At 69.4% G+C, this 18,781-nt stretch carries 19 protein-coding genes; 10 read left to right on the top strand and 9 right to left on the bottom strand.

The window, feature by feature from the left end; genetic code table 11:
• Nucleotides 1–112: 112 nt before the first annotated feature.
• Nucleotides 113–781, top strand: coding sequence for a TetR/AcrR family transcriptional regulator (locus ACUZ2Y_RS29730; RefSeq protein ID WP_476325111.1), 669 nt, complete (start codon nt 113–115; stop codon nt 779–781).
• Here the strand turns inward: ACUZ2Y_RS29730 and ACUZ2Y_RS29725 are convergent, their stop codons facing one another.
• From ACUZ2Y_RS29725 to ACUZ2Y_RS29715, 3 genes are read right to left on the bottom strand one after another with little or no spacing between them, the layout of a single operon-like run.
• The gene (locus tag ACUZ2Y_RS29725) at nt 782–2,263 is read right to left on the bottom strand and encodes a flavin-containing monooxygenase (RefSeq protein WP_476325109.1); all 1,482 of its coding nucleotides are present in this window, start codon (nt 2,261–2,263) and stop codon (nt 782–784) included.
• Entirely contained in the window at nt 2,260–3,147 is an 888-nt protein-coding gene (locus tag ACUZ2Y_RS29720; protein WP_476325107.1) for an SDR family oxidoreductase, read from the bottom strand. The genes ACUZ2Y_RS29725 and ACUZ2Y_RS29720 overlap by 4 nt, the downstream gene beginning before the upstream one ends.
• Before the next feature lie 2 nt (nt 3,148–3,149).
• Nucleotides 3,150–4,073 (bottom strand): patatin-like phospholipase family protein, encoded by a 924-nt coding sequence (locus ACUZ2Y_RS29715; protein WP_476325105.1) that lies wholly within the window; start codon nt 4,071–4,073, stop codon nt 3,150–3,152.
• 105 nt (nt 4,074–4,178) lie between these two features.
• Between ACUZ2Y_RS29715 and ACUZ2Y_RS29710 the strand changes: the two genes are divergently transcribed.
• The gene (locus ACUZ2Y_RS29710) at nt 4,179–4,772 is read left to right on the top strand and encodes a TetR/AcrR family transcriptional regulator (protein WP_476325103.1); all 594 of its coding nucleotides are present in this window, start codon (nt 4,179–4,181) and stop codon (nt 4,770–4,772) included.
• A 78-nt stretch (nt 4,773–4,850) separates the two neighbouring features.
• On the opposite strand, the gene ACUZ2Y_RS29705 is transcribed toward ACUZ2Y_RS29710, so the two are convergent.
• A complete protein-coding gene (locus ACUZ2Y_RS29705; protein ID WP_476325101.1) occupies nt 4,851–5,792 on the bottom strand; it encodes a zinc metalloprotease in 942 nt (313 codons plus the stop codon).
• 440 nt (nt 5,793–6,232) lie between these two features.
• Here ACUZ2Y_RS29705 and ACUZ2Y_RS29700 point away from each other — a divergent pair, with 440 nt between their 5' ends.
• The gene (locus ACUZ2Y_RS29700) at nt 6,233–7,822 is read left to right on the top strand and encodes an adenylate/guanylate cyclase domain-containing protein (RefSeq protein ID WP_476325099.1); all 1,590 of its coding nucleotides are present in this window, start codon (nt 6,233–6,235) and stop codon (nt 7,820–7,822) included.
• A gap of 58 nt (nt 7,823–7,880) precedes the next feature.
• Entirely contained in the window at nt 7,881–8,912 is a 1,032-nt protein-coding gene (locus tag ACUZ2Y_RS29695; RefSeq protein ID WP_476325097.1) for a DUF2332 domain-containing protein, read from the top strand.
• A gap of 3 nt (nt 8,913–8,915) precedes the next feature.
• Here ACUZ2Y_RS29695 and ACUZ2Y_RS29690 read toward each other — a convergent pair whose 3' ends face one another.
• On the bottom strand, nt 8,916–9,287 hold the full coding sequence (locus ACUZ2Y_RS29690) for a VOC family protein (protein ID WP_476325095.1): 372 nt from the start codon (nt 9,285–9,287) through the stop codon (nt 8,916–8,918).
• A gap of 88 nt (nt 9,288–9,375) precedes the next feature.
• On the opposite strand from ACUZ2Y_RS29690, the gene ACUZ2Y_RS29685 reads away from it, so the two are divergent.
• On the top strand, nt 9,376–9,621 hold the full coding sequence (locus tag ACUZ2Y_RS29685; protein WP_476325093.1) for a hypothetical protein: 246 nt from the start codon (nt 9,376–9,378) through the stop codon (nt 9,619–9,621).
• Here ACUZ2Y_RS29685 and ACUZ2Y_RS29680 read toward each other — a convergent pair.
• Nucleotides 9,618–10,220 (bottom strand): TetR/AcrR family transcriptional regulator, encoded by a 603-nt coding sequence (locus tag ACUZ2Y_RS29680; RefSeq protein WP_476325092.1) that lies wholly within the window; start codon nt 10,218–10,220, stop codon nt 9,618–9,620. The two genes, ACUZ2Y_RS29685 and ACUZ2Y_RS29680, sit on opposite strands and share 4 nt — an antisense overlap.
• A 96-nt stretch (nt 10,221–10,316) precedes the next feature.
• On the opposite strand from ACUZ2Y_RS29680, the gene ACUZ2Y_RS29675 reads away from it, so the two are divergent.
• The 5 genes from ACUZ2Y_RS29675 (at nt 10,317) to ACUZ2Y_RS29655 (ending at nt 15,429) form a co-directional block, all read left to right on the top strand.
• Nucleotides 10,317–11,963 carry an acyl-CoA dehydrogenase family protein gene (locus tag ACUZ2Y_RS29675; RefSeq protein ID WP_476325090.1) on the top strand — a complete coding sequence of 549 codons (1,647 nt, stop codon included), beginning with the start codon at nt 10,317–10,319 and terminating at the stop codon, nt 11,961–11,963.
• On the top strand, nt 11,956–12,798 hold the full coding sequence (locus tag ACUZ2Y_RS29670) for a crotonase/enoyl-CoA hydratase family protein (RefSeq protein ID WP_476325088.1): 843 nt from the start codon (nt 11,956–11,958) through the stop codon (nt 12,796–12,798). The genes ACUZ2Y_RS29675 and ACUZ2Y_RS29670 overlap by 8 nt, the downstream gene beginning before the upstream one ends.
• Nucleotides 12,799–13,130: 332 nt before the next feature.
• On the top strand, nt 13,131–14,294 hold the full coding sequence (locus tag ACUZ2Y_RS29665; RefSeq protein ID WP_476325086.1) for an MFS transporter: 1,164 nt from the start codon (nt 13,131–13,133) through the stop codon (nt 14,292–14,294).
• A 253-nt stretch (nt 14,295–14,547) separates the two neighbouring features.
• Nucleotides 14,548–14,733 (top strand): CDGSH iron-sulfur domain-containing protein, encoded by a 186-nt coding sequence (locus ACUZ2Y_RS29660; protein WP_476325084.1) that lies wholly within the window; start codon nt 14,548–14,550, stop codon nt 14,731–14,733.
• Nucleotides 14,734–14,763: 30 nt separating this feature from the next.
• Entirely contained in the window at nt 14,764–15,429 is a 666-nt protein-coding gene (locus tag ACUZ2Y_RS29655; protein WP_476325082.1) for a HemK2/MTQ2 family protein methyltransferase, read from the top strand.
• Here the strand turns inward: ACUZ2Y_RS29655 and ACUZ2Y_RS29650 are convergent.
• The 3 genes from ACUZ2Y_RS29650 to ACUZ2Y_RS29640 form a co-directional block, all read right to left on the bottom strand.
• Nucleotides 15,413–16,402: an iron-containing redox enzyme family protein gene (locus tag ACUZ2Y_RS29650; protein WP_476325080.1), complete on the bottom strand. Its 990-nt coding sequence runs from the start codon at nt 16,400–16,402 to the stop codon at nt 15,413–15,415. The genes ACUZ2Y_RS29655 and ACUZ2Y_RS29650 overlap by 17 nt on opposite strands.
• Nucleotides 16,402–17,559: a carboxylate-amine ligase gene (locus ACUZ2Y_RS29645; RefSeq protein WP_476325078.1), complete on the bottom strand. Its 1,158-nt coding sequence runs from the start codon at nt 17,557–17,559 to the stop codon at nt 16,402–16,404. Before ACUZ2Y_RS29645 ends, ACUZ2Y_RS29650 begins: the two co-directional genes overlap by 1 nt.
• 73 nt (nt 17,560–17,632) lie before the next feature.
• Nucleotides 17,633–18,493, bottom strand: coding sequence for a dienelactone hydrolase family protein (locus tag ACUZ2Y_RS29640; protein ID WP_476325076.1), 861 nt, complete (start codon nt 18,491–18,493; stop codon nt 17,633–17,635).
• Nucleotides 18,494–18,781: the final 288 nt, after the last annotated feature.

Raw genomic sequence — 18,781 nt, 5'->3', positions numbered from 1 at the left:
GGCGCGACGGGACAAGAGAACGAGTAGAGCACGATGGCCGGTTCCGAACAAGAACTCTTGTTACTAATCAGTCGCCCTGTTTGAACTGTATCGATGCCGGTAACGTGGAGTCATGACCTCGCCACCCGGACGCCGCATCCGCGGTCTGGACGCGGAGCAGCGCAAACAGGCGCGGCGCGACCAGCTGCTCGACGCCGCCCTCGAGCTGTTCGCCGCCGACGGCTACCACAACACGTCGATCGAGCAGATCTGCCAAGCCGCGTACGTGGGGACCAAAAGCTTCTACGAGGTCTTCGACAGCCGGGAGGACTGCTACATCGCCCTGCTCCGCCGCATCACCGAGCGGGCCACCGCGGCGATGGTCGAGGCGCTGCGCGTCGCGCCCGAGGACGAGGACCGGGCCATGGAGTTGCTGGTCTCCACGTTCGTCCACGCCTTCCTCGACGACCCGCGCATCGCCAAGGCCAGCTTCGGCGAGGCGGCGGGCCTGTCCCCCTCGGTCGAGCGCGAGCGCCGGTCCAACCGCCGGTGGGCGGCTGCCTACATCGAGCAGGTGTGGCAGAAGTACGGCGTGCCGACGGGCGAGCTCGGCGTCGACACCCACCGGATGGCCATCGGCATGATCGGCGGCATGTTCGACATGCTCGGCGACTGGATGCTCGACTCCGATGTCACGAAGGCGTCCGATGTGGACGCTCTCGTCGGCGACCTGGTCGACTTCACCCGGGTGGTGCGGTTCGGGCTGACCGCACCCGACGTGCGCCGGGTGCGGTCGGCCTGATCAGGCGTAGGTGTAGTCGTCCAACGGGAAACGGCCCGCTTCGCGCAGCGCGTTGAGGGTCGAGGTCGGGCGCAGGATCGCGGCTTCGCCGTGCTGGTTGAAGTAGTAGCTGCGCGCCGTTGAGCAGCTGCCCGCGTAGAACACCGAGTCGTCGAGCTTGGCCGTGACCCGGTCGAGGAACTGGTCGTTTGCCCGCTCGGTGACCTCGAAGGTGTCGGCCTCGCGCTTGCGCATCTCGCCGAACAGCCGGTGGATGTGGCGCATCTGGGTCTCGATGGTGGTGAAGTAGGACAGGCCGCTGTAGGAGTACGGGCTGGCCAGGGTGAGGAAGTTGGGGAACTTCGGCACGGTGATGCCCTCGTAGGCCTGGAACCTGGTGTCGCGCCACCACTTCCCGAGGTCGCGGCCCTCGCGGCCGATGATCTCGATGGCCGGGAAGTTGACGTCCCAGAGGTTGAAGCCGGTCGCCAGGACCAGGGTGTCGATCTTGGTCTTGGTGCCGTCGCCCGCGACGATGCCGTCCGGCTCGATCCGCTCGATGCCCGAGGTTTCCAGGTGCACGTGCGGCTTGGTGAACGCGCGGAAGTACGTGTTGGAGAACGTGGGCCGCTTGCAGCCGAAGTCGTAGTCGGGGGTGAGCTTGCGGCGCAGCTCCGGGTCGCGCACCTGGTTGCACAGGTGCCGCTTGGCCAGCGCGGCGGCGGACCGGCCGGCGATCGGGACCTTCTTGTAGTGCAGCACGCCCGCCACCATCAGCACTTCGAGCAGGGCGGTGTTGAACAGCCGGGCCACCCGCTGGGTGATGGGCACCTTGGCGAACAGGCGCCGGACCACCGGCGGGATGCGGCCGTCGATCTTGGGCACGACCCAGATCGCGGTGCGCTGGAAGACGGTGAGGTGCTTGACGGTCTTGGCCAGCTCCGGGATCAGCTGAACGGCGGTGGCGCCGGTGCCGATGACCGCGGCGCGCTTGCCCGCGAGGTCGTAGGTGTCCTTCCACGCCGTGGTGTGGATGATCTCGCCGGCGAAGGTGTCGATGCCTGGGATGTCCGGGGTGTGCGGCTGCGACAGGAACCCGGTGGCGGTCACGAGGTAGCGGGTGGTCACCGGCGTGGAGCCGGCGATGGCCACCGTCCACAAGTGAGTGTCCTCGTCCCAGCGCGCGCCCTCGACGACGGCGCCAAAGCGCATGTGCCCGCGCAGGTCGTACTTGTCGGCGACGTGCTCGGCGTAGCGCTTGAGCTCCGCGCCGGGGGCGAACAGCCGCGACCAGTGGGGGTTGGGCTCGAAGGAATACGAGTACGTGACCGAGGCGATGTCCACCGCGAGACCCGGGTACCGGTTGACGTGCCAAGTACCACCGAGATCGTCCTCGCGTTCGAGGATCAACAGGTCCTTGACGCCTTGGCGCTTGAACTCGATGGCCGCCCCCATGCCGCCGAATCCGGCGCCGACGATGACGACCTCGTGGTCTGGCCTCACAGTTCCTCCTCGATGGCGAGCGCGTGCGCGTGGGCCTGGCCCGCGACTCGGTTCTCATACGCCGCCCGGGTTTTGCGGTCCAGGGACGTGAGCGCGCGGCGGTCGCCGAGCGCCCGCCTGCCGACCCGCATCACCGGTTCCGGTGTCACCGCGTCCAGGATGTCCCATCCGGCGAGGAATCCGGGGACCGGGATCTCCGCCTTGCGGGTCCGGCAGCTGCCCACCACGGCGGCGGCGATCACCTCCGGGTCCACGGTCGGCATTCCCCGGCCCAGCGGCGCGCCCGAGGCGAGTTCGGTGCGGACCGCGCTGGGCAGCACCGCGCTGACGCTCACACCGGTGTCGGCGTACTCGCGGCGCACGGCGGCGGTGAGGCCGACGGCGGCGAACTTGCTGGCGTTGTAGACCGCCATGCCCGGCAGCGGGATCTTGCCCGCCATGGACGCGATGTTGACGACATGGCCTCGGCCGCGGGCGATCATGCTGGGCATCACCAGGCGCATGCCGTGGATCAGGCCCCAGATGTTGACGTTGAGCGTCGTGCGCGACAGCGCGTCGCACTCCTCCAGGAACCCGCCGAGCGGCATCACGCCCGCGTTGTTGACCAGCACGGCGATGTGGCCGTGTTCGGCGAGCACCTCTTCGACGAACGCGGCGAACGACGGCCGCGACGTCACGTCGAGTTCGTGCGCCCGGACTTTTCCGCCGATGCTTTCCGCCGCCTCCTTGGCCGCCTCGCCGTCGAGATCGCCCAAGTGGACGGTCGCGCCGCGGGCGGCGAACGCGGTCGCGGTGGCACGGCCGATGCCACGGGCACCGCCGGTCACCACCACCACGGCATCGGCGAGTGCGAGTTTCGGGTATCTGCGCTTGAGAATCGCCACGATCATCCCTTTCGGACAGTGCGGTCGCGGACAGCGGCGCGGCTGGTGCGCAGCGAGGTCTCCAGGACGCGGGCCGCGCGCCTGCCGTCCATGACGTTCGCGCCCATCGCGGCCAGGTCTTCGGGACCGGGGTCGAGGCGCAGCACCTTCGTCCCAGCGGCCCGCAGCGCGGCGACTTCGGCGTCGACCATGCGGGTCATCCGGGTCCGCACGAGCTGCTCGACGCGGCGCAAACCCTTGGGCCGCCCGGGATTCACCGAGGCCATCGGCGCGAGCACGACGACCTCGTCGAGTCCCAGCGGGAGCAGCAGGTCGGCGGAAGTGGGTGAGGCGATGCCGCCGTCGGCGAAGCGGCGGCCGTCGATCTCGACCGGCGGGAACCAGCCCGGGACCGCCCAAGAGGCGCACACGGCGTCCTTCAGCGAGGCAGTCGGCGCGGTCGGCGCCCCGAAGGCGACGCGCTCGCCGGTGTCGTAGTCGCACCCGACCACCCAGGCCGCCGGGTGCTTCACCCAGCCGCCCGCCGGAACGAGGGCGTCGACCAAATCGATCAGCCAGGCCGGGTGGCCGGACCCGATCGGGAGCAGCCCGGTCAACCTGGTCATACCCGCGACGTCCCGGCGGCGGGCCAGCTTGAGCGAGCCGAAGCGTGCGCGCGGGAGCGGCGGAAACCTGCGCGGAGCAGCCGCGAGATGCTTGGCGACCGTGTCGCGTACGCCAGGAAGCCCTCGGTGCGCGTCGAGCAGTTCGGCCACCCCGACGCCGCTGCCCAGCAGCGTCACGAACTCGGCCCCCGCGGAGGTCCCGACGAGCACGTCGGCCGTCCGCGGATCCCAGCCGAACGCCTCCTCGATCGCGACCAGCGCGCCGACCGTCCACGCCGCACCCAGCGTGCCGCCACATCCGATGACAAGACCGCGCCGCATGACACCTCCTCGGGTCAACGGGAGACTAACAGTATTCGAATACCACCGGTTGGCGTATCTGGAGACCGACGGTATCCTGATACCGAGGAGGGTTAAGGTGGTGGCATGCCGAGACTGACGCGGGCTGAGAGCCAGGCGCGCACCCGAGCGCACCTGGTGGCCACGGCGAAGGAGATGTTCCTCGCCGAGGGCTACTCGGTGACCTCACTGGAAAAGGTCGCCGACGCCGCCGGCTATTCGAAAGGCGCGGTGTACTCGAACTTCCGCAACAAGGACGAACTGTGCCTGGCGGTCCTCGACGACATCCACGCCGAGAAGGCCATGAAGATCGCCGAGGCGATCACGGGGGCCGACACCATCGAGGAACGCCTGTCCGCGTTCCAGAAGTGGGCCGAGGAGAACATCGGCAATGTGGGGTGGACGGCCCTGGAAGTCGAGTTCGCGATCAGCGCGCGGCGCGATGATGTGGTGCGCAAGGAACTGGCGAACCGCGATCGGATGATCCGGGATTTGATAGCCGCGCTGATCACGGCTCAGGCGGAGGAATTGGGGATCAAGCTTCCGATGCCCGCCGATGCCGCCGCGACTGCCCTGCTGAGCTTGGGGATCGGGTTGGGCTTGCAGCGGGCTATCGACCCGACGATCGAGGTGGCCGTACTGACCGACCTGATTCGAATGCTCGCTGGCTCTTCCCGGTAGCTCCTGGCTCGTCTCGTTTGTCCACACACGACAGTGCGCCCCACACCGGCAGGAGTGTGGGGCGCACTGTTCAGTGCCTTACGCCCGGTAAGCGGTCCACATGTCGCTCATCCGCTGGCTCTGGCCAGGGGTGAACTGGTTGTAGCAGGAGTCGTAGGAGTAGTCCATGTAGTTGTGGATCGGGTCGAGACCCGGCAGCGAGCAGGAGTCGCGGCCGACGGGGCAGCCGTTGGTGGAGCTGGACTGCGCCGGGGTGTCCCCGACCTCGTCATTGGTGGAGGTGCAGCCACCCTGGAAGGTGTGGTAGAGCCCCAGCCAGTGGCCCGCCTCGTGCGTGCCGGTCTCGCCCAGGTTGTAGTTGGCGATGCTGCCGCCCGGCAGGGAGTCCCAGTGGACGCGGATGCCGTCGACGGCGGCGCTGCCGCTCCAGGGGAACGTGGCGATGCCGAGGTAGTCGAAGTCGACCAGCCAGATGTTCAGCGCGTTCATGCCGCCTTGGCGGGTCTGGGAGCGGTACTTCGAGCTCTGGCGGTCCTTGTGCCAGTTGTCGTTGAAGAAGCGGTCGACGCCGGCGAGGGTGAAGGTGAAGCCGGTGTTGGAGGCCTGCGAGGACTCCTGGCCGCCGAACGTCTTGTTGAGGACGTCGATCTGGGCGGCGATCTGTGCGTCGGTGACGTTGCCGTGGCCGTTCGCGCCCGCCATCACGTGGACGTAGGTGGGGATCGTGGCCGCGGCCAACGCGCCCTGCGGGACGAACTTGCCCTCGGCGCGCTTCTGCTCCAGTAACTTCTTGCTCTGCGATTCGACGCGGGCGATGTCCCAGGCCGTCATCACCTCATGGTCGGGACCCCAGCCGCCCCTGGCGGAGGAGTTCTGCTGCGGGGTGACACATTCCGCGGCGGTGTTGCCGTTGACGAACGCGGCCGCCGGGGCGGTCGAGGCCAGCGGGGTCATCGCGAGCGCGGCCGCGGCCAGCGTCGCGATACCTGCTGCGCGCAGGGTGGTGGGGGGACGTCCCATTGCCTTCTCCTTGGGCTTAGGGGGCAGGGGCCGTTGCAACCTATGCGGGAGAGTGAATGTTTGGGAAGACTCTGCTCGGGCGGAAATTTTCCCGTTACCAGAGTTGTGCGAACGCTGATTTGTTGTCGAACCGCACTTAGGCAGGATGACTTCGCCAGCGGCCGCAGGGGGCCCTGGCGTCGGGGCAGCCCGACGCGACGTCGACACCGGGTGCGCAAAACCGCCGTCTAGTGCTGAACCTAGCAAACGGCCCGCGCCGAATAGTCCGATTCCGACAGATAAACCCGACCTCGGCACGCCCGCGGAATGGCCGCTCGACGTGCGGGAACACCGTGGATACGCTCGCCGAACCACCTCGCCGAGCGGGAGTGCGGGACGGTTGCCGCCTCGGCTCCACGGTTGTAGCGGAGGCCAATGATGCTCATCCCGATCGCGGTCCGTTGACCACCGGCGACCGCGCCCGGCTGAACCGGTCCCGCGCGCCGTTCGGCTCACCGCTGCTCGGCGGCGCCGACCAGGATCAGCGGACCCTGCGAATCCGGGTGCAGGGCTTGATCACCGTGAGTCTGGTGCTGGCCAACCTGATCGGCGCGGTCGTCGTGGCCGTGCTGCAGATCGTGGTCCTTCCCGGCCCCGGCCTCGACGACCGCACCCGGCTGGTCGCCATCATCGGCGCACCCACCTATGTGTTGGTCGCCCTGGTCATCGGCTGGACCTGGGGCACCAGGCGGGCGCTCGGGGTGCTGCGCTGGTCGATGGAACGCCGCGTCCCGACCGCCGCCGACCGCCGCGCGACTGTGCGGGTGCCGATGCGGCTGACCCTGATGCAGGCGTCGCTATGGGGGCTGGCCACGGTGCTGTTCACCGGCACTTTCGCTGTCCTGCAACCGAAACAGGTCGCGACGGTGGCGTTCACCGTCGGGTTCGCCGGCATCGTGGTCTGCGCGATCGCCTACCTGCTCACGGAGTTCGCGCTGCGCCCGGTCGCGGCGAAGGCGCTGACCAACGACCCGCCGACCAGGGTGGGTGGCGCGGGTGTGCTGGTGCGGATGCTGGTGTTCTGGGCGCTGGGCACGGGCGTGCCGGTCATCGGTGTGGTGGCGGTCGCCGTGTTCGCCCTGGCCCGCAAGAACGTCTCGACCGACCAGCTCGCCACGACCGTGATCGTCCTCGGCGGCATCGTGCTGATCGTGGGCCTGCTGGTGATGGTCATCAACGCCCGCGCGACCGTCGCCCCGATCCAGTCGGTGCGCGACGGGATGTCCCGGGTCCAGCGCGGGCAGCTGGATCTGGAGATCCCGGTGTACGACGGCACCGAGTTGGGCCTGCTGCAGGCGGGCTTCAACCGGATGGCCGCGGGCCTGCGCGAACGCGAGCGAATCCGCGACCTGTTCGGCCGACACGTCGGCCAGTCGGTCGCCGACGAGGCCGTCGCCGACGGCGAGACCCACCTGGGCGGTGAGGTCCGCGAGGTAGCGGTGATCTTCGTCGACATCGTCGGCTCCACCACCCTGGCCGCCACCCGCCCACCCGAGGAAGTGGTGGGAATGCTCAACCGGTTCTTCGCCGTCGTCGTCGACGAGATCGACGCCCACGGCGGCTTGGTCAACAAGTTCGTCGGCGACGCCGCCTTGGGCGTCTTCGGTGCCCCCGTCCCGCTTGACGACAACGCGGGCCGCGCGCTGGCCGCCGCCCGCGCGATCGCCGCTCGGCTGCCGGTGGAGGTTCCTGAGTGTCCGGCCGGGATCGGGGTGGCCGCCGGGATGGCTGTGGCGGGCAACATCGGCGACGAACGCCGCTTCGAGTACACGGTGATCGGCGACCCGGTCAACGAGGCAGCGCGCCTGACCGAACTGGCGAAGTCCATCCCCGGCCGCCTGGTCGCCTCCTCCCGCGCGGCAGCGGCGGCGGCGCCCGAGGAAGCGGCCCGCTGGCGTGCCACCGACACGGTCACCTTGCGCGGCCGGACGGAGGACACCGCGGTTGTTGTGCCGATCACCGACCCGGCCGCGGCGGTGACGGGGAACTAGGCCTGTCACTAGAATCGTCGGGATGCCGACCGCAGGTAGGGCCCGCACGCTCGCTCAGGTGTATCGACGCTTCGGTGAGGTCGACGCCGCCGAGACGCTGTACGAGCGGGTCGCCGTCGCCCTGAGTGAGTCCGGCGAGGCGCTGCTCGCCATCGAGGCGGCGCCCGCGCGCAAGCGGCATCCCACGGTGATCCTCGCCGCGCTGCACGACCTCGCCCTCGCCGGACACGCCCCCGCGCTTGCCGCCGCCTATGCCGCGGCGGACGGCGACGCCGCCGCGGACGCGGCGATCGACACGCTGCTGCGAATGACCGACTCGGTGGTGGCCATCGCGATGCGCAGGCAGCCGCGGACCGACGAGACTGGACGCTGCGCCGTGCTGTACCCGGCAATCGCCGAGGCGGCACGCCGGGTAGGCGCGAACACGGTCGGGCTCATCGATGTTGGCTGCTCGGCCGGGCTCAACCTCACTGTCGATCGCGTCGGCATCGCCTACGGCAACGGACAATCCCTGGGCGACCCGTCCTCTCCCGTGCGGATGTCGGCGTCGGTCGTGGGAGACCGGCCCATCCCGACGCGGACGATGCCCGAGGTCGTCGCCCGGGTCGGCGTCGACCTCGATCCGGTCGACGTGACCGACGCGGACGACGCCCGATGGCTGCGCGCCTGCCTGTGGCCGGACCAGCCGGAGCGGGCCGCACGGCTCGAAGCGGAGCTGGCGTTGGCGGCGGCTGCCCCTCCGCTGCTGCTGCGAGGCGACCCCGTCGAGGTGCTGCCCGACGCCTTCGCCCGTGTGCCCGCGGACGCCCTGCCGGTCGTCACCACGACATGGGCGCTGTCCCGGTTGCCGCTTGAGTGCCGGCTGCGCTTCCTGCACCGCCTCGACGAAGCGGCGACAGACCGGCCGGTGGCGTGGGTGTCAGCGGAAGGAGTCGGAGTCGCGCCTGCGATACCGACCCTTGGCGATCGCCGCGCCTCCGGCCACAGCATCATCGGTCTGGCGGTGTTCGACCAGTCGACTCTGCGCGCCGAGGCCATCGGCCGCTGCTGGTCGCGCGGCACCATGCTGGCGTGGCTGGCGGAATCTTAGTCCTTATGTGATCAGAGTCGTCTTCGGTCGCACGACGCAGAATTCGTTCCCCTCAGGGTCGGCCAACACCGTCCACGACTCCTCCCCCGTCTGCCCGATCTCGACCCTCGTGGCGCCAAGGGCGAGGATCCGATCGATCTCGGCGTCGCGGTCCTCCGGTGATGAGGTCAAGTCGAGGTGCAGCCGGTTCTTGACCACCTTGCGGTCCGTGACCGGCATGAAGCACAACCCGACGGAGGCCGTTTCGTGCTCGCCGACGACGACCTCCCGTTCCCGAACCGAAAGGATCTTCCAGCCGAGCACGTCGGCCCAGAAGCGGGCGAGGCCGGGCAGGTCGTGGGCGTCGATGACGATGTGGTGCAGCGATACGGGCACGCCCACAAGTGTCCCCCGAACCGCCGACACCGGCGATCATGCGCACCGCGTATGGTCGGCGCACTGAACGAACGACGAGAGGACTGCCATGTCCCGCCTGCTCGGACTCGCGATCGCCGCTGTCGGCGCCGCCCATTTCGTCGCGCCCAAGGCGTTCGAGCCGGTCTCGGTGAAGGCGTTCCCCGAGGACACCGAGCAGTGGATCTACCGCAACGGGGCCACTGAGGTCGTCCTGGGCGCCGCGGTCGCCATGAAGCGGACCCGCAAGCTCGGTGTGCTGGGTCTGGCCGTGTACGGCGGGTGGCTGGGCAGCCGGGTTCTCGCGAACCGCTAAGGCGTGCCCAGCGCCCGGTCGACGAAGGCCAGCAGGGCGGGCAACACCATCTCGCCGGTGTCCCCTCGGGACAGCGGGAGCACAAGCACGTCGCTGATGGCGCCGACGATGCCCGCGGCGGTGATCCCCGCGTCCTGGTCGGGGATCTCGCCCGCGGCGATGGCGGCGTCGATCGCGCTCGCCAAGATGTCGGAATACGACCGGTGGAAGACCAGCCGCTCAGCTTCGACGAGTGGGTCGACCGGCTCGGCGATCAGCGCGTACGCCAGTTTCGGCGAGCGCATGGCGCGCGCGCAGAACGTCTCGACCGCCGCGAGGATCGCCCCTCGGGCCGACGACGTCAGCCGCTCGGCGCCCGCCTGGGACGCGGCGACGACCTCGCGGCTCGACGCCGTGCGGAACACCTCCGCGAACAGTTCTCCCTTGCTGGGGAAGAACTGGTAGATCGACCCGGTCGCCACCTCGGCCCGCCGGGCGACACCGGCCATCGAGCACCCGGCATACCCCTCCTCGACGACCAGCTCGGTCGCCGCGCGGACGATGCGTTCCCGGGTCATGGCCTGCTTCTTGAGCACGGCCTCGGTCTTGCGATACGCCACCCCCGCATTCAACCACCGCAAGAATTGAACCTTGCTTCAGACCTACGCCGGGGGCTACCGTCGAAACGCGCCGACACCACCCGACGGAGGAGCCCGATGCCCGCCACGCACGAGGTCACCAACCAGGTTCCGCCGCTGACCGGCTACGACGTCGCCGAGTACCCAGCGCTGCTTGAAGGCCTGCGTCGCGAGGGCGCCGGGTGGGCGGAACCCGACTTGCACGCGCTCGGCACGCTCGCGGGCGGCGAGCAGGCGCAGGAATGGGGCAGGCTGGTCGAGAAGTACCCGCCGGTGCTGCGCACCCACAACCGCTTCGGCCATCGGGTCGACGAGGTCGACTTCCACCCGCACTGGCACGACCTGATGACGGTGGCCGTCGAGAACGGGCTGCACGCGGCGCCGTGGCGGGACCGGCGGCCGGGGGCGCACGTGGCCCGCGCGGCGAAGATGTTCGTGTGGGGGCAGACCGACCCCGGGCACCTGTGCCCGATCTCGATGACCTACGCCGCCGTCCCCGCGCTGCGGGTCGAGCCGACGCTGGCCGCGGACTTCGAGCCGCTGCTGACCGCGTCGGTCTACGACTACGGGCTGCGGGAGCCGACCGGCAAGCGGGGCCTGATCGCGGGTATGTCGATGACCGAGAAGCAGGGTGGCTCCGACGTGCGGGCCAACACGACCCGGGCCACGCCGAACAGCGACGGCACGTACACCGTCGTCGGGCACAAGTGGTTCACCTCGGCGCCGATGTCGGACCTGTTCCTCACCCTCGCCCAGACGCCCGGCGGGCTGACCTGCTTCCTGCTGCCGCGGGTGCTGCCCGACGGCACCAGGAACGCGCTTCGATTGCAGCGCCTCAAGGACAAGCTCGGCAACCGGTCCAACGCGTCCTCGGAGATCGAGTACGACAACGCCATCGGCTGGCGCGTCGGCGAGGAGGGGCGCGGGGTACCGACGATCATCCAGATGGTCAACCTGACCCGTCTGGACTGCGCGGTCGGCTCGGCGTCCGGGATGCGTCAGGGCGTCGCCCAGGCGGTCCACCACGCGACCCACCGGGACGCTTTCGGGGCGAAACTTATCGAACAGCCGCTGATGGTGAACGTCTTGGCCGACCTCGCGATCGAGGCGGAAGCGGCGACTGTCGTCGGAATGCGGCTCGCGGGAGCGGTCGACCGCGCCATAGCCGGCGACGAACAGGAGGCGATGGTCCGCCGGGTGGGGTTGGCGGTGACCAAGTACTGGGTCTGCAAGCGCGCCCCCGCCCACGCGGCGGAGGCGCTGGAATGCCTGGGCGGCAACGGGTATGTCGAGGAGTCCGGGATGCCCAGGCTTTACCGAGAGTCGCCACTGCCGTCCATCTGGGAGGGTTCCGGAAACGTCGCGGCGCTGGATTCGCTGCGCGCCATGGCGAAGCAGCCGGAGTCGGTGGAGGCGTTCTTCGCCGAAGTCGACCTGGCCGCAGGCACCGACGCCCGGCTGGACAACGCGGTCGCCCGGGTCCGAAAGGAATTGTCACACTTCGACGACATCCAATACCGGGCAAGGCGGATCGTCGAGTCAATGGCCCTGGTACTACAGGGTTCCCTGCTGGTGCGCCACGGCAACCCAGCGGTCGCCGACGCATTTTGCGCGTCACGTCTCGACAGCGACTGGGGGGTCGCTTTCGGCACCCTGCCCACGGGGATCGACACCACCACGATCATCCAGCGCGCCAAACCACGCGGAGGAGACTTCGATGCCTGAGACCCTGCGCACCGAAACCGAGGCGGGTGTCCGATCAATCATCCTGTCGCGGGCAGCTGAGTACAACACCATCACCTTGGCCCTACGCGACGAACTCGGTGCGGCTATAGACGAAGCCGACGACGACCCGGAAGTCCGGGTGATCCTGCTGCGCGCCGAGGGGCCTGCCTTCTGCGCGGGCTACGGCCTCGACTGGTCGACGGAACTGCAGGCAACCGAGGCGACCATGGACCGGGCATGGGACTCGGTGATGGACATGCGCGAGATGTCAAGGTTCGTCGACACCTACATGAAACTCTGGTACGCCACCAAACCCACGATCTCAGCGGTACAGGGCTGGTGCATCGCGGGCGGCACGGACATGGTTTTGTGCTCGGACATCATCATCGCCGGCGAAAGTGCGTCCTTCGGCTACCCACCCTCACGAGTGTGGGGAACCCCGACGACCGCGATGTGGGTCTACCGCCTCGGCTTCGAGAAAGCCAAGCGGTACCTCCTGACCGGCGACGAAATCCGGGCGAAGGAGGCAGCGGACATAGGCCTCATCCTCGAATGCGTCCCGGATGACCAACTGCTGGACCACGCCACCGCGTTCGCGAAGAGGATGGCCCAGGTCCCACTCAACCAGCTGCGAATGCTCAAACTGCTGTGCAACCAGACGGCGGAGAACATGGGCATCAACTCCACAAGGACACTCGGCACCTTGTTCGACGGTGTGGCAAGGCACACCCAGGAAGGCCGAGATTTCGTGGAACGTTCCGCCACCATCGGAATCCGCGAAGCAGTACGCGAACGCGACAACCCTTTCGGCGATTACGGCTCCCGCCCACGCTGACACAACATCATCACCACCACGATTCACCTCCTGGCAGCCAAAACAAATCGCCCCGTATCTGACACCCAACCGCCACCTAACGGCACCCGCCCCACAAGCAGCCCGCCCACAGCCCACCCCGAACAAGCGAATCCCCACGGGATGCTTTTAATCCCTGCCACCTGGACAAGCAGACCTTCAGGGACAACTCGCTTGCCCTGCACCCCCGGACATGCGAACCCTGAGGGACGGCTCTCCGTAGACAGCGGCCCCGCAGACCAACCCGGCAGCGAGAGGTCTTACGTGACGCTTGGCCTATTCCGCTCCAGCCCAACACAGTCCAACCTGGACCCGTGACGACCAACGCGCGCCTGTTCACCCCGGCCTTTGTGCTGCTCGGAATCGCCGACCTGGGCTACTTCACCGCCGTCGGCGTGGCCATCTACACGCTGCCGCTCTACGTCACCGGCCCCGTCGGGTCGGACACCGCGGGCGCCGGGCTCGCGTTCGGCGCGTTCGCCGTGTCGTCGCTCATTCTGCGCCCGTTCGCCGGGCGCCTCTCCGACCGGGTCGGCAGGCGGGTGCCGCTCGTCGCTGGGGCCCTGCTGGCCGCGATCGCACTGGCCCTTACGCCGCTCGTCGACACCCTGCCGATGGTCGTGGCACTGCGCCTGCTGCTCGGGGTCGCCGAAGCCGCGTTCGTCGTGGCGGGCTTCGCCGCGCTGGCCGACCTGGCGCCGCCGAGCCGCATGGGCGAGGCGCTGAGCTACAACTCGCTCGGTCTCTACCTGGGCCTCGCGCTCGGCCCTCCGCTGGGCGAACTCCTGTTGGAGCGCGGCAACTTCACCACCGCCTGGATGGGCGCGGCGATAGTCGTGGGGCTGAGCGCGCTCGTCGTGCTCGGCATCGGCGAGACCCGCGCGCCGAGCGAGCCCACGAGCGAGCCGGTTCAGCTCATCCACCGCAGGGCGCTCGCCCCCGGCATCGGCTTCTTCACCTCCGTCATGGCGATGAGCGGCTTCCTCGCCTTCGTCTCCCTGCACGCGGGCGAGGTCGGCTTGGCGGCCACGAGCCTGCCGCTGTTCGTCTACGGGGCCGTCGTCGTGGTCTGCCGGATCGTCTTCGCCAAGGTTCCGGACCGGGTGCCGTCGCTGTCGCTGGCGTCGGCCGCGCTCGTGGTCATGGCCGCCGGCTTGTCAACCATGGCGCTCTGGACGACGCCGGTCGGGCTGATCGCCGGCGCGGTGCTGATGGCCTTGGGCATCACGTTCAGCACCCCGGCTTTCTTCTCCGCGATCTTCGCGAGCGCGGGGCCAGCCGATCGGGGAGCCGCGGCGGGCACCGCGAGCGCGTTCCTCGACCTCGGCCTCGGCGGCGGCCCGATCCTGCTCGGGCTCGTGGCCCGCTCGGCGGGCATCCCCTGGGCGTTCGGTGTCGCGGCGGGTGTCGCCCTCCTGGGCTGCGCGTGGACGGTCGCGCTCCTACGACACAGCGCGACGAAGCCAGCCCCGGCGTAGCCATTCGAGAGAATGACTCCGGCCGATCGGCCCCTCCGTAACGGCTTCCGCCAGACGGGCGAGTACCGGCTTGGTGACCCGGTGTCGAATCGGGGCACTGTGCGGTAGCCGAATTACCAACTTGGCAGCAGTCAGTGACGAACATGGCGCCGAGGGGTGGACCCGGATCATCGACGGTATCCGTGCCCCGCGAGTGACTCCATAGGGAGCCCCGCCGCGGTTGAACCGGGCCGCGGCGGGGAATCCTCCCCGAATGGAAAGAAGAGTCCGCACGACCAAGAACGGCCCAATCCTCATCGAGGGCCCTGTGGAGCTCACCACAGAGGACGGAAAGACCGTCCACTCGGACCGCTTCGTGACCGCCCTGTGCGCCTGCCACCGAAGCAGCATCTACCCCCTGTGCGACGCCAGTCACCGCAGGAAGGTCCGTGAGGTTTAGACCCGTTGCGGCGCAGGGTATCCGCCGCCCATGCTGCTACTGCGACCGCCGGGCGTCTACCGGCCACAGTCCGACACCAGGCTGCTGCTGGACGCCTTCGAGGCGGCCGCGATCCCACCCGGTGGCACCGTTCTCGACGTGGGCACCGGAACCGGCGCGGTAGCCATCGCCGCCGCCAAAGCGGGAGCCAGACACGTCATCGCCGCCGATGTCAGCCTGAGAGCCGTGCTGACCGCCCGCCTCAACGCCAAGCTCAGGCGCGCACGCGTCTTCGTCGAACACGGCGACGCCCTGGACCTGGCCCTGGGCCGCAAATTCGACCTGATCCTCGCCAATCCCCCCTACGTTCCCGCTTCCTCCCCGCAACCCCCAAAACATGGCCGCGCCCGAGCCTGGGACGCGGGCCACAACGGCCGGGCCATCCTCGACCGCCTCTGCGCCTTGGCCCCAGACCTGCTGGCACCGAACGGAACCCTGCTGGTCGTCCACTCAGGACTCTGCGACGCCGACACCACCCTGCACCAGCTCCGCGGCGGCGGCCTCAAGGCGGCCGTCGTCGCCCGCCAGGACGAACCGTTCGGCCCTGTCATGAACCAGCGGGTCGACCTTCTCGAAAGCCGGGGACTGGTGACACCTGGCAGCAGGCACGAAGAGCTCGTCGTCATCCGCGCCGACCGGGTCAGCCAGCCGCGCTGACCCGCTGGTCCACCAGCAGCGACGTCCGGTCCACCCGCCACGACGTCAGCAGGTGTTCGGCCAGCCGGGCCTCGAGCAACTCAGTGCCTTGGATCCCCAGCACCACCGCCGCCGCGAGTTCCGGTTCGTCGTCCAGCAGGCCGCCGATGACGTCCTCCCGCATGACCTGCTCGTGGACCGCGTCCGCTTCCACGTGTTCGCTGAAGAAGAACCGGCAGGCGGGCCCGAACCCGAGCCGGTCGACGGCCTTGACGATCCGTCCGGCGCTGGGCGCGGTGGTGATCTCCGCCGCCGCGAAGTGGCCGACGAGGGCGCCCCGGTGCGCGCGGTGCAGCCCGAACAGCGACATGAGGTTGACGACGGCGATCGCGGGCGCGGGGACGATGTCGAGGTAGTCCCAGTACCCGTTGTCCAACCCCGCGTCGGCGAGGAGGTCGGCGTAGAGCTGGGAGTGCATCCGCTCGGCCCGGCCGCCGCCGAACTCGTCGAACTCGACCGCCACGAGCGCGGCCTTCGCCCGGCCGTGCAGCCGGGGGATGACCCAAGCGTGCGGGTCGGCCTCCTTGAGGTGGTAGACCGAGCGGTGGATGAAGTACTCGCGCAGGTGCCACGCATCGCCTTGGTCGCGCAGGAAATGCGACACCCCGGACCCCGGCACGGTCTCGATGAGCAGCTTCTCCAGCTCACCGGACACATCGGACCCGCCTTGGACGTCCGTACGGACGGCGTCGAGAAACACGCGCTCCATGGCGGCACGCAGCCGGAGCAGCTCGGGCGACCACTCCAGGTCGCCGAGCCCCTCGGCGAAACCGCGGTAATGCAGCTCGTAGCACAGGTGCAGCGCGAGAGTCAGGTCTTCGCCGTACGGGTCGGCGGACACGGACGCGGGCAGCGCCCGGTCGTCGCCCAGGATGGCGGCGCGGACCGCCGCGGAGAGCTCGCCGCGTGCGTCAGGCAGTGTCGGGCTGGTCATCAGGTCCTCCCAAGGGCTTGTGTACCCACGCCGTCGAAGTCCACGCCCTCGACCAGCCGATCCGCGAGCATCGTCACAACCGCGTCGGGCCCCGCGGCTCGCTGCAGCTCGGCCCCGGTGCCGCGCAGGCGAAGCAGCGAGCACGCGACCCGCACGAAGTCACCGTCGGCCGCCAGGACCGGCCCCACTTTGGCGAGCAGCTCCGCGACCATCCGGCGCCCGGTCGTCAGGACGCCGTCGATCGGGTGCACCGCTGGGCCGTCGACTCCGTAGCGCGCCGCCGACCACACCGCGGCCGCGGCCACCTGCGCATCGAGCCGAGGACCCTCGCGGCCCGCCTCCAAGTCCGCGACCGCCGCGCGCACCAAGGCACGGCTCAACGCCGCCTGCAGCACCGATTCCCATGCCTCGACCGTCGAGTCGGCCACCCGGAACTCCACGGTCGGCAGGTGCGAGGACAGCCGGACGAACCAGAACGACATCCGCTCGTCGACCAGGACCCCGCAGTCGACAAGCCGCTCGACCGCCCGGTCGTAGTCGGCCGCCGAGGCGAACCACGGTGGCAGCCCCGAGCCGGGGAACCGCGACTGCTCGACGGCCCGCCAGCTCTGATAGCCCTGGTCGTGCCCGTAGCGCAAAGGAGAGTTCACCGAAAGCGCCAGGAGCGTGGGCAGCCAGGGCGCGACATGGTTGAGCACGCCGACAGCGGTCTCCCGGTCGGCCACGCCGACGTGGACATGGCAGCCGCAAGCCTGGTAGTCCCGGATAAGTCCGGTGTAGACACCCTCGATCGCGGCGAACCGCCCGCCTTCGGTCCGCACCGGCAGCGCGTCGCCCAGCACCGGCACACCCGTCGCGACCGCTCGCACACCCAGCGCGCTCGCGGCTTGGGCGAGCAGCCGTCGACCGGAGACGATCTGGGCGGCGACCTCGTCGAGCGATCGGCAGACCCCGGTCGCGCCTTCCACCTGGGTCTGGAACAGCTCGGCATGCCACTGGGTCGGCCCCGGCTCGGCCCGGACCAGGGCCAGCACGGCTTGCGCCTGCGGCACCGGCGACCCGGTGCGGGCGTCCACGAGGAGAAACTCCTCTTCGACCCCCAGCGTCGTGCCCGCGGCGTCCGCACCCGCCGCGCCGAACTCCTCGCGGGGCGCCATGGCGCGGAAATACCCCCAGGGTCAGGCCGCCAAACTCGGTGGCCCGGCGGTCGCGCCGGGCCATCGAGGCCGGTCAGGAGTGCGGGCAGGTGTCGAGGTAGCGCAGGATGGTCGAGTCGGTCGGGCGCGGGCAGAGGAACTGCTCGTACCGCACGTCGTTGTCGATGAACCGCTTCGACCACGAGATCATGTACTTGGCCATCGTGGTGTTCGCCGTGTTCGGGAAGTAGTGGCTCGCCCCGGCCAGTTCCATGTACGCCTTGTCCGGCGCGCTCGTCATGGAGTCGTAGAACGGCTTCGCGTGGCTCGCGGGCGCGGCGACGGTGTCGTTCTGCCCGGCGATGATGAACGTCGGCACCCGCACGTTCGACCAGTTCTTGGTGGTGTGCCACGGCGCGAGCGGGATCGCGGCCTGCAGGGCGGGCCGCTTGTTGGCGGCCTCCAGCGAACCGCCGCCGCCCATGGAGTGCCCGGCCACGGCCAACCTGCTCGCGTCCACCCGGGAGCGGACACTGCTCTGCCCGGTCAGGTAGTCCAGCGCCGCCAGCAGCTGGGTGCCGCGGCTGGGCGGGTAGTCGTAGCGGCTGAGCGTGTCGATGATGAACACGACGAAGCCCTGCGACGCCAGCCGCGGCCCGACCCAGGTCAGCGTCGACTGGTCGGCGGTGAACCCGGGCGAGATCGCGACACCGCCGAAGGTGCCCTGGCTGGTGTCGGTCGGGTAGTAGATCGTCCCGCCACCGAATCCGCTGACGCTGGACCGCGCCACGCTCACCTGCGCGGTCGCGAAGTACCCGCGGCTCGCCTCGATACCGGCGACCGTGGGGGCAGGCCCACGCTCGTACGGATTGACCTCGACGGCGGTCGCCGAGGGCGCGGCGACAAGCGCCATGGTGAGAGCGACGAGTGAACCAACCCTTAATAGTCGTGACATATCCGCTCCGTAGTCGCAGGGTGACTTTGTGATCGGAGCCACAACATACTGAAAGGTAGTTACTCGCCGGTAGTGCGCAGTTGTCAATGACAACGGACGTTGTCAGTGGATCCCGCGAGGAGTTCGGCCACCCCCACCACCTCACACCGCTGGATAAGACCGCGTTCGCCGAGGGCGGTGCCATGACCCTCGACGACGCGATCGCCTACACCGGGGCCACAGTGAAGACCCACCTGTCCCACGTGTACGCCAAGCTCGGCGTCGCCAGGAGTTGGCCGCCATCGCGGG

The sequence above is a fragment of the Actinokineospora sp. UV203 genome (genome assembly GCF_056323665.1).
Note: the sequence above shows the minus strand (reverse complement) of the source record. Positions and strands in the feature narration are given on the sequence as shown.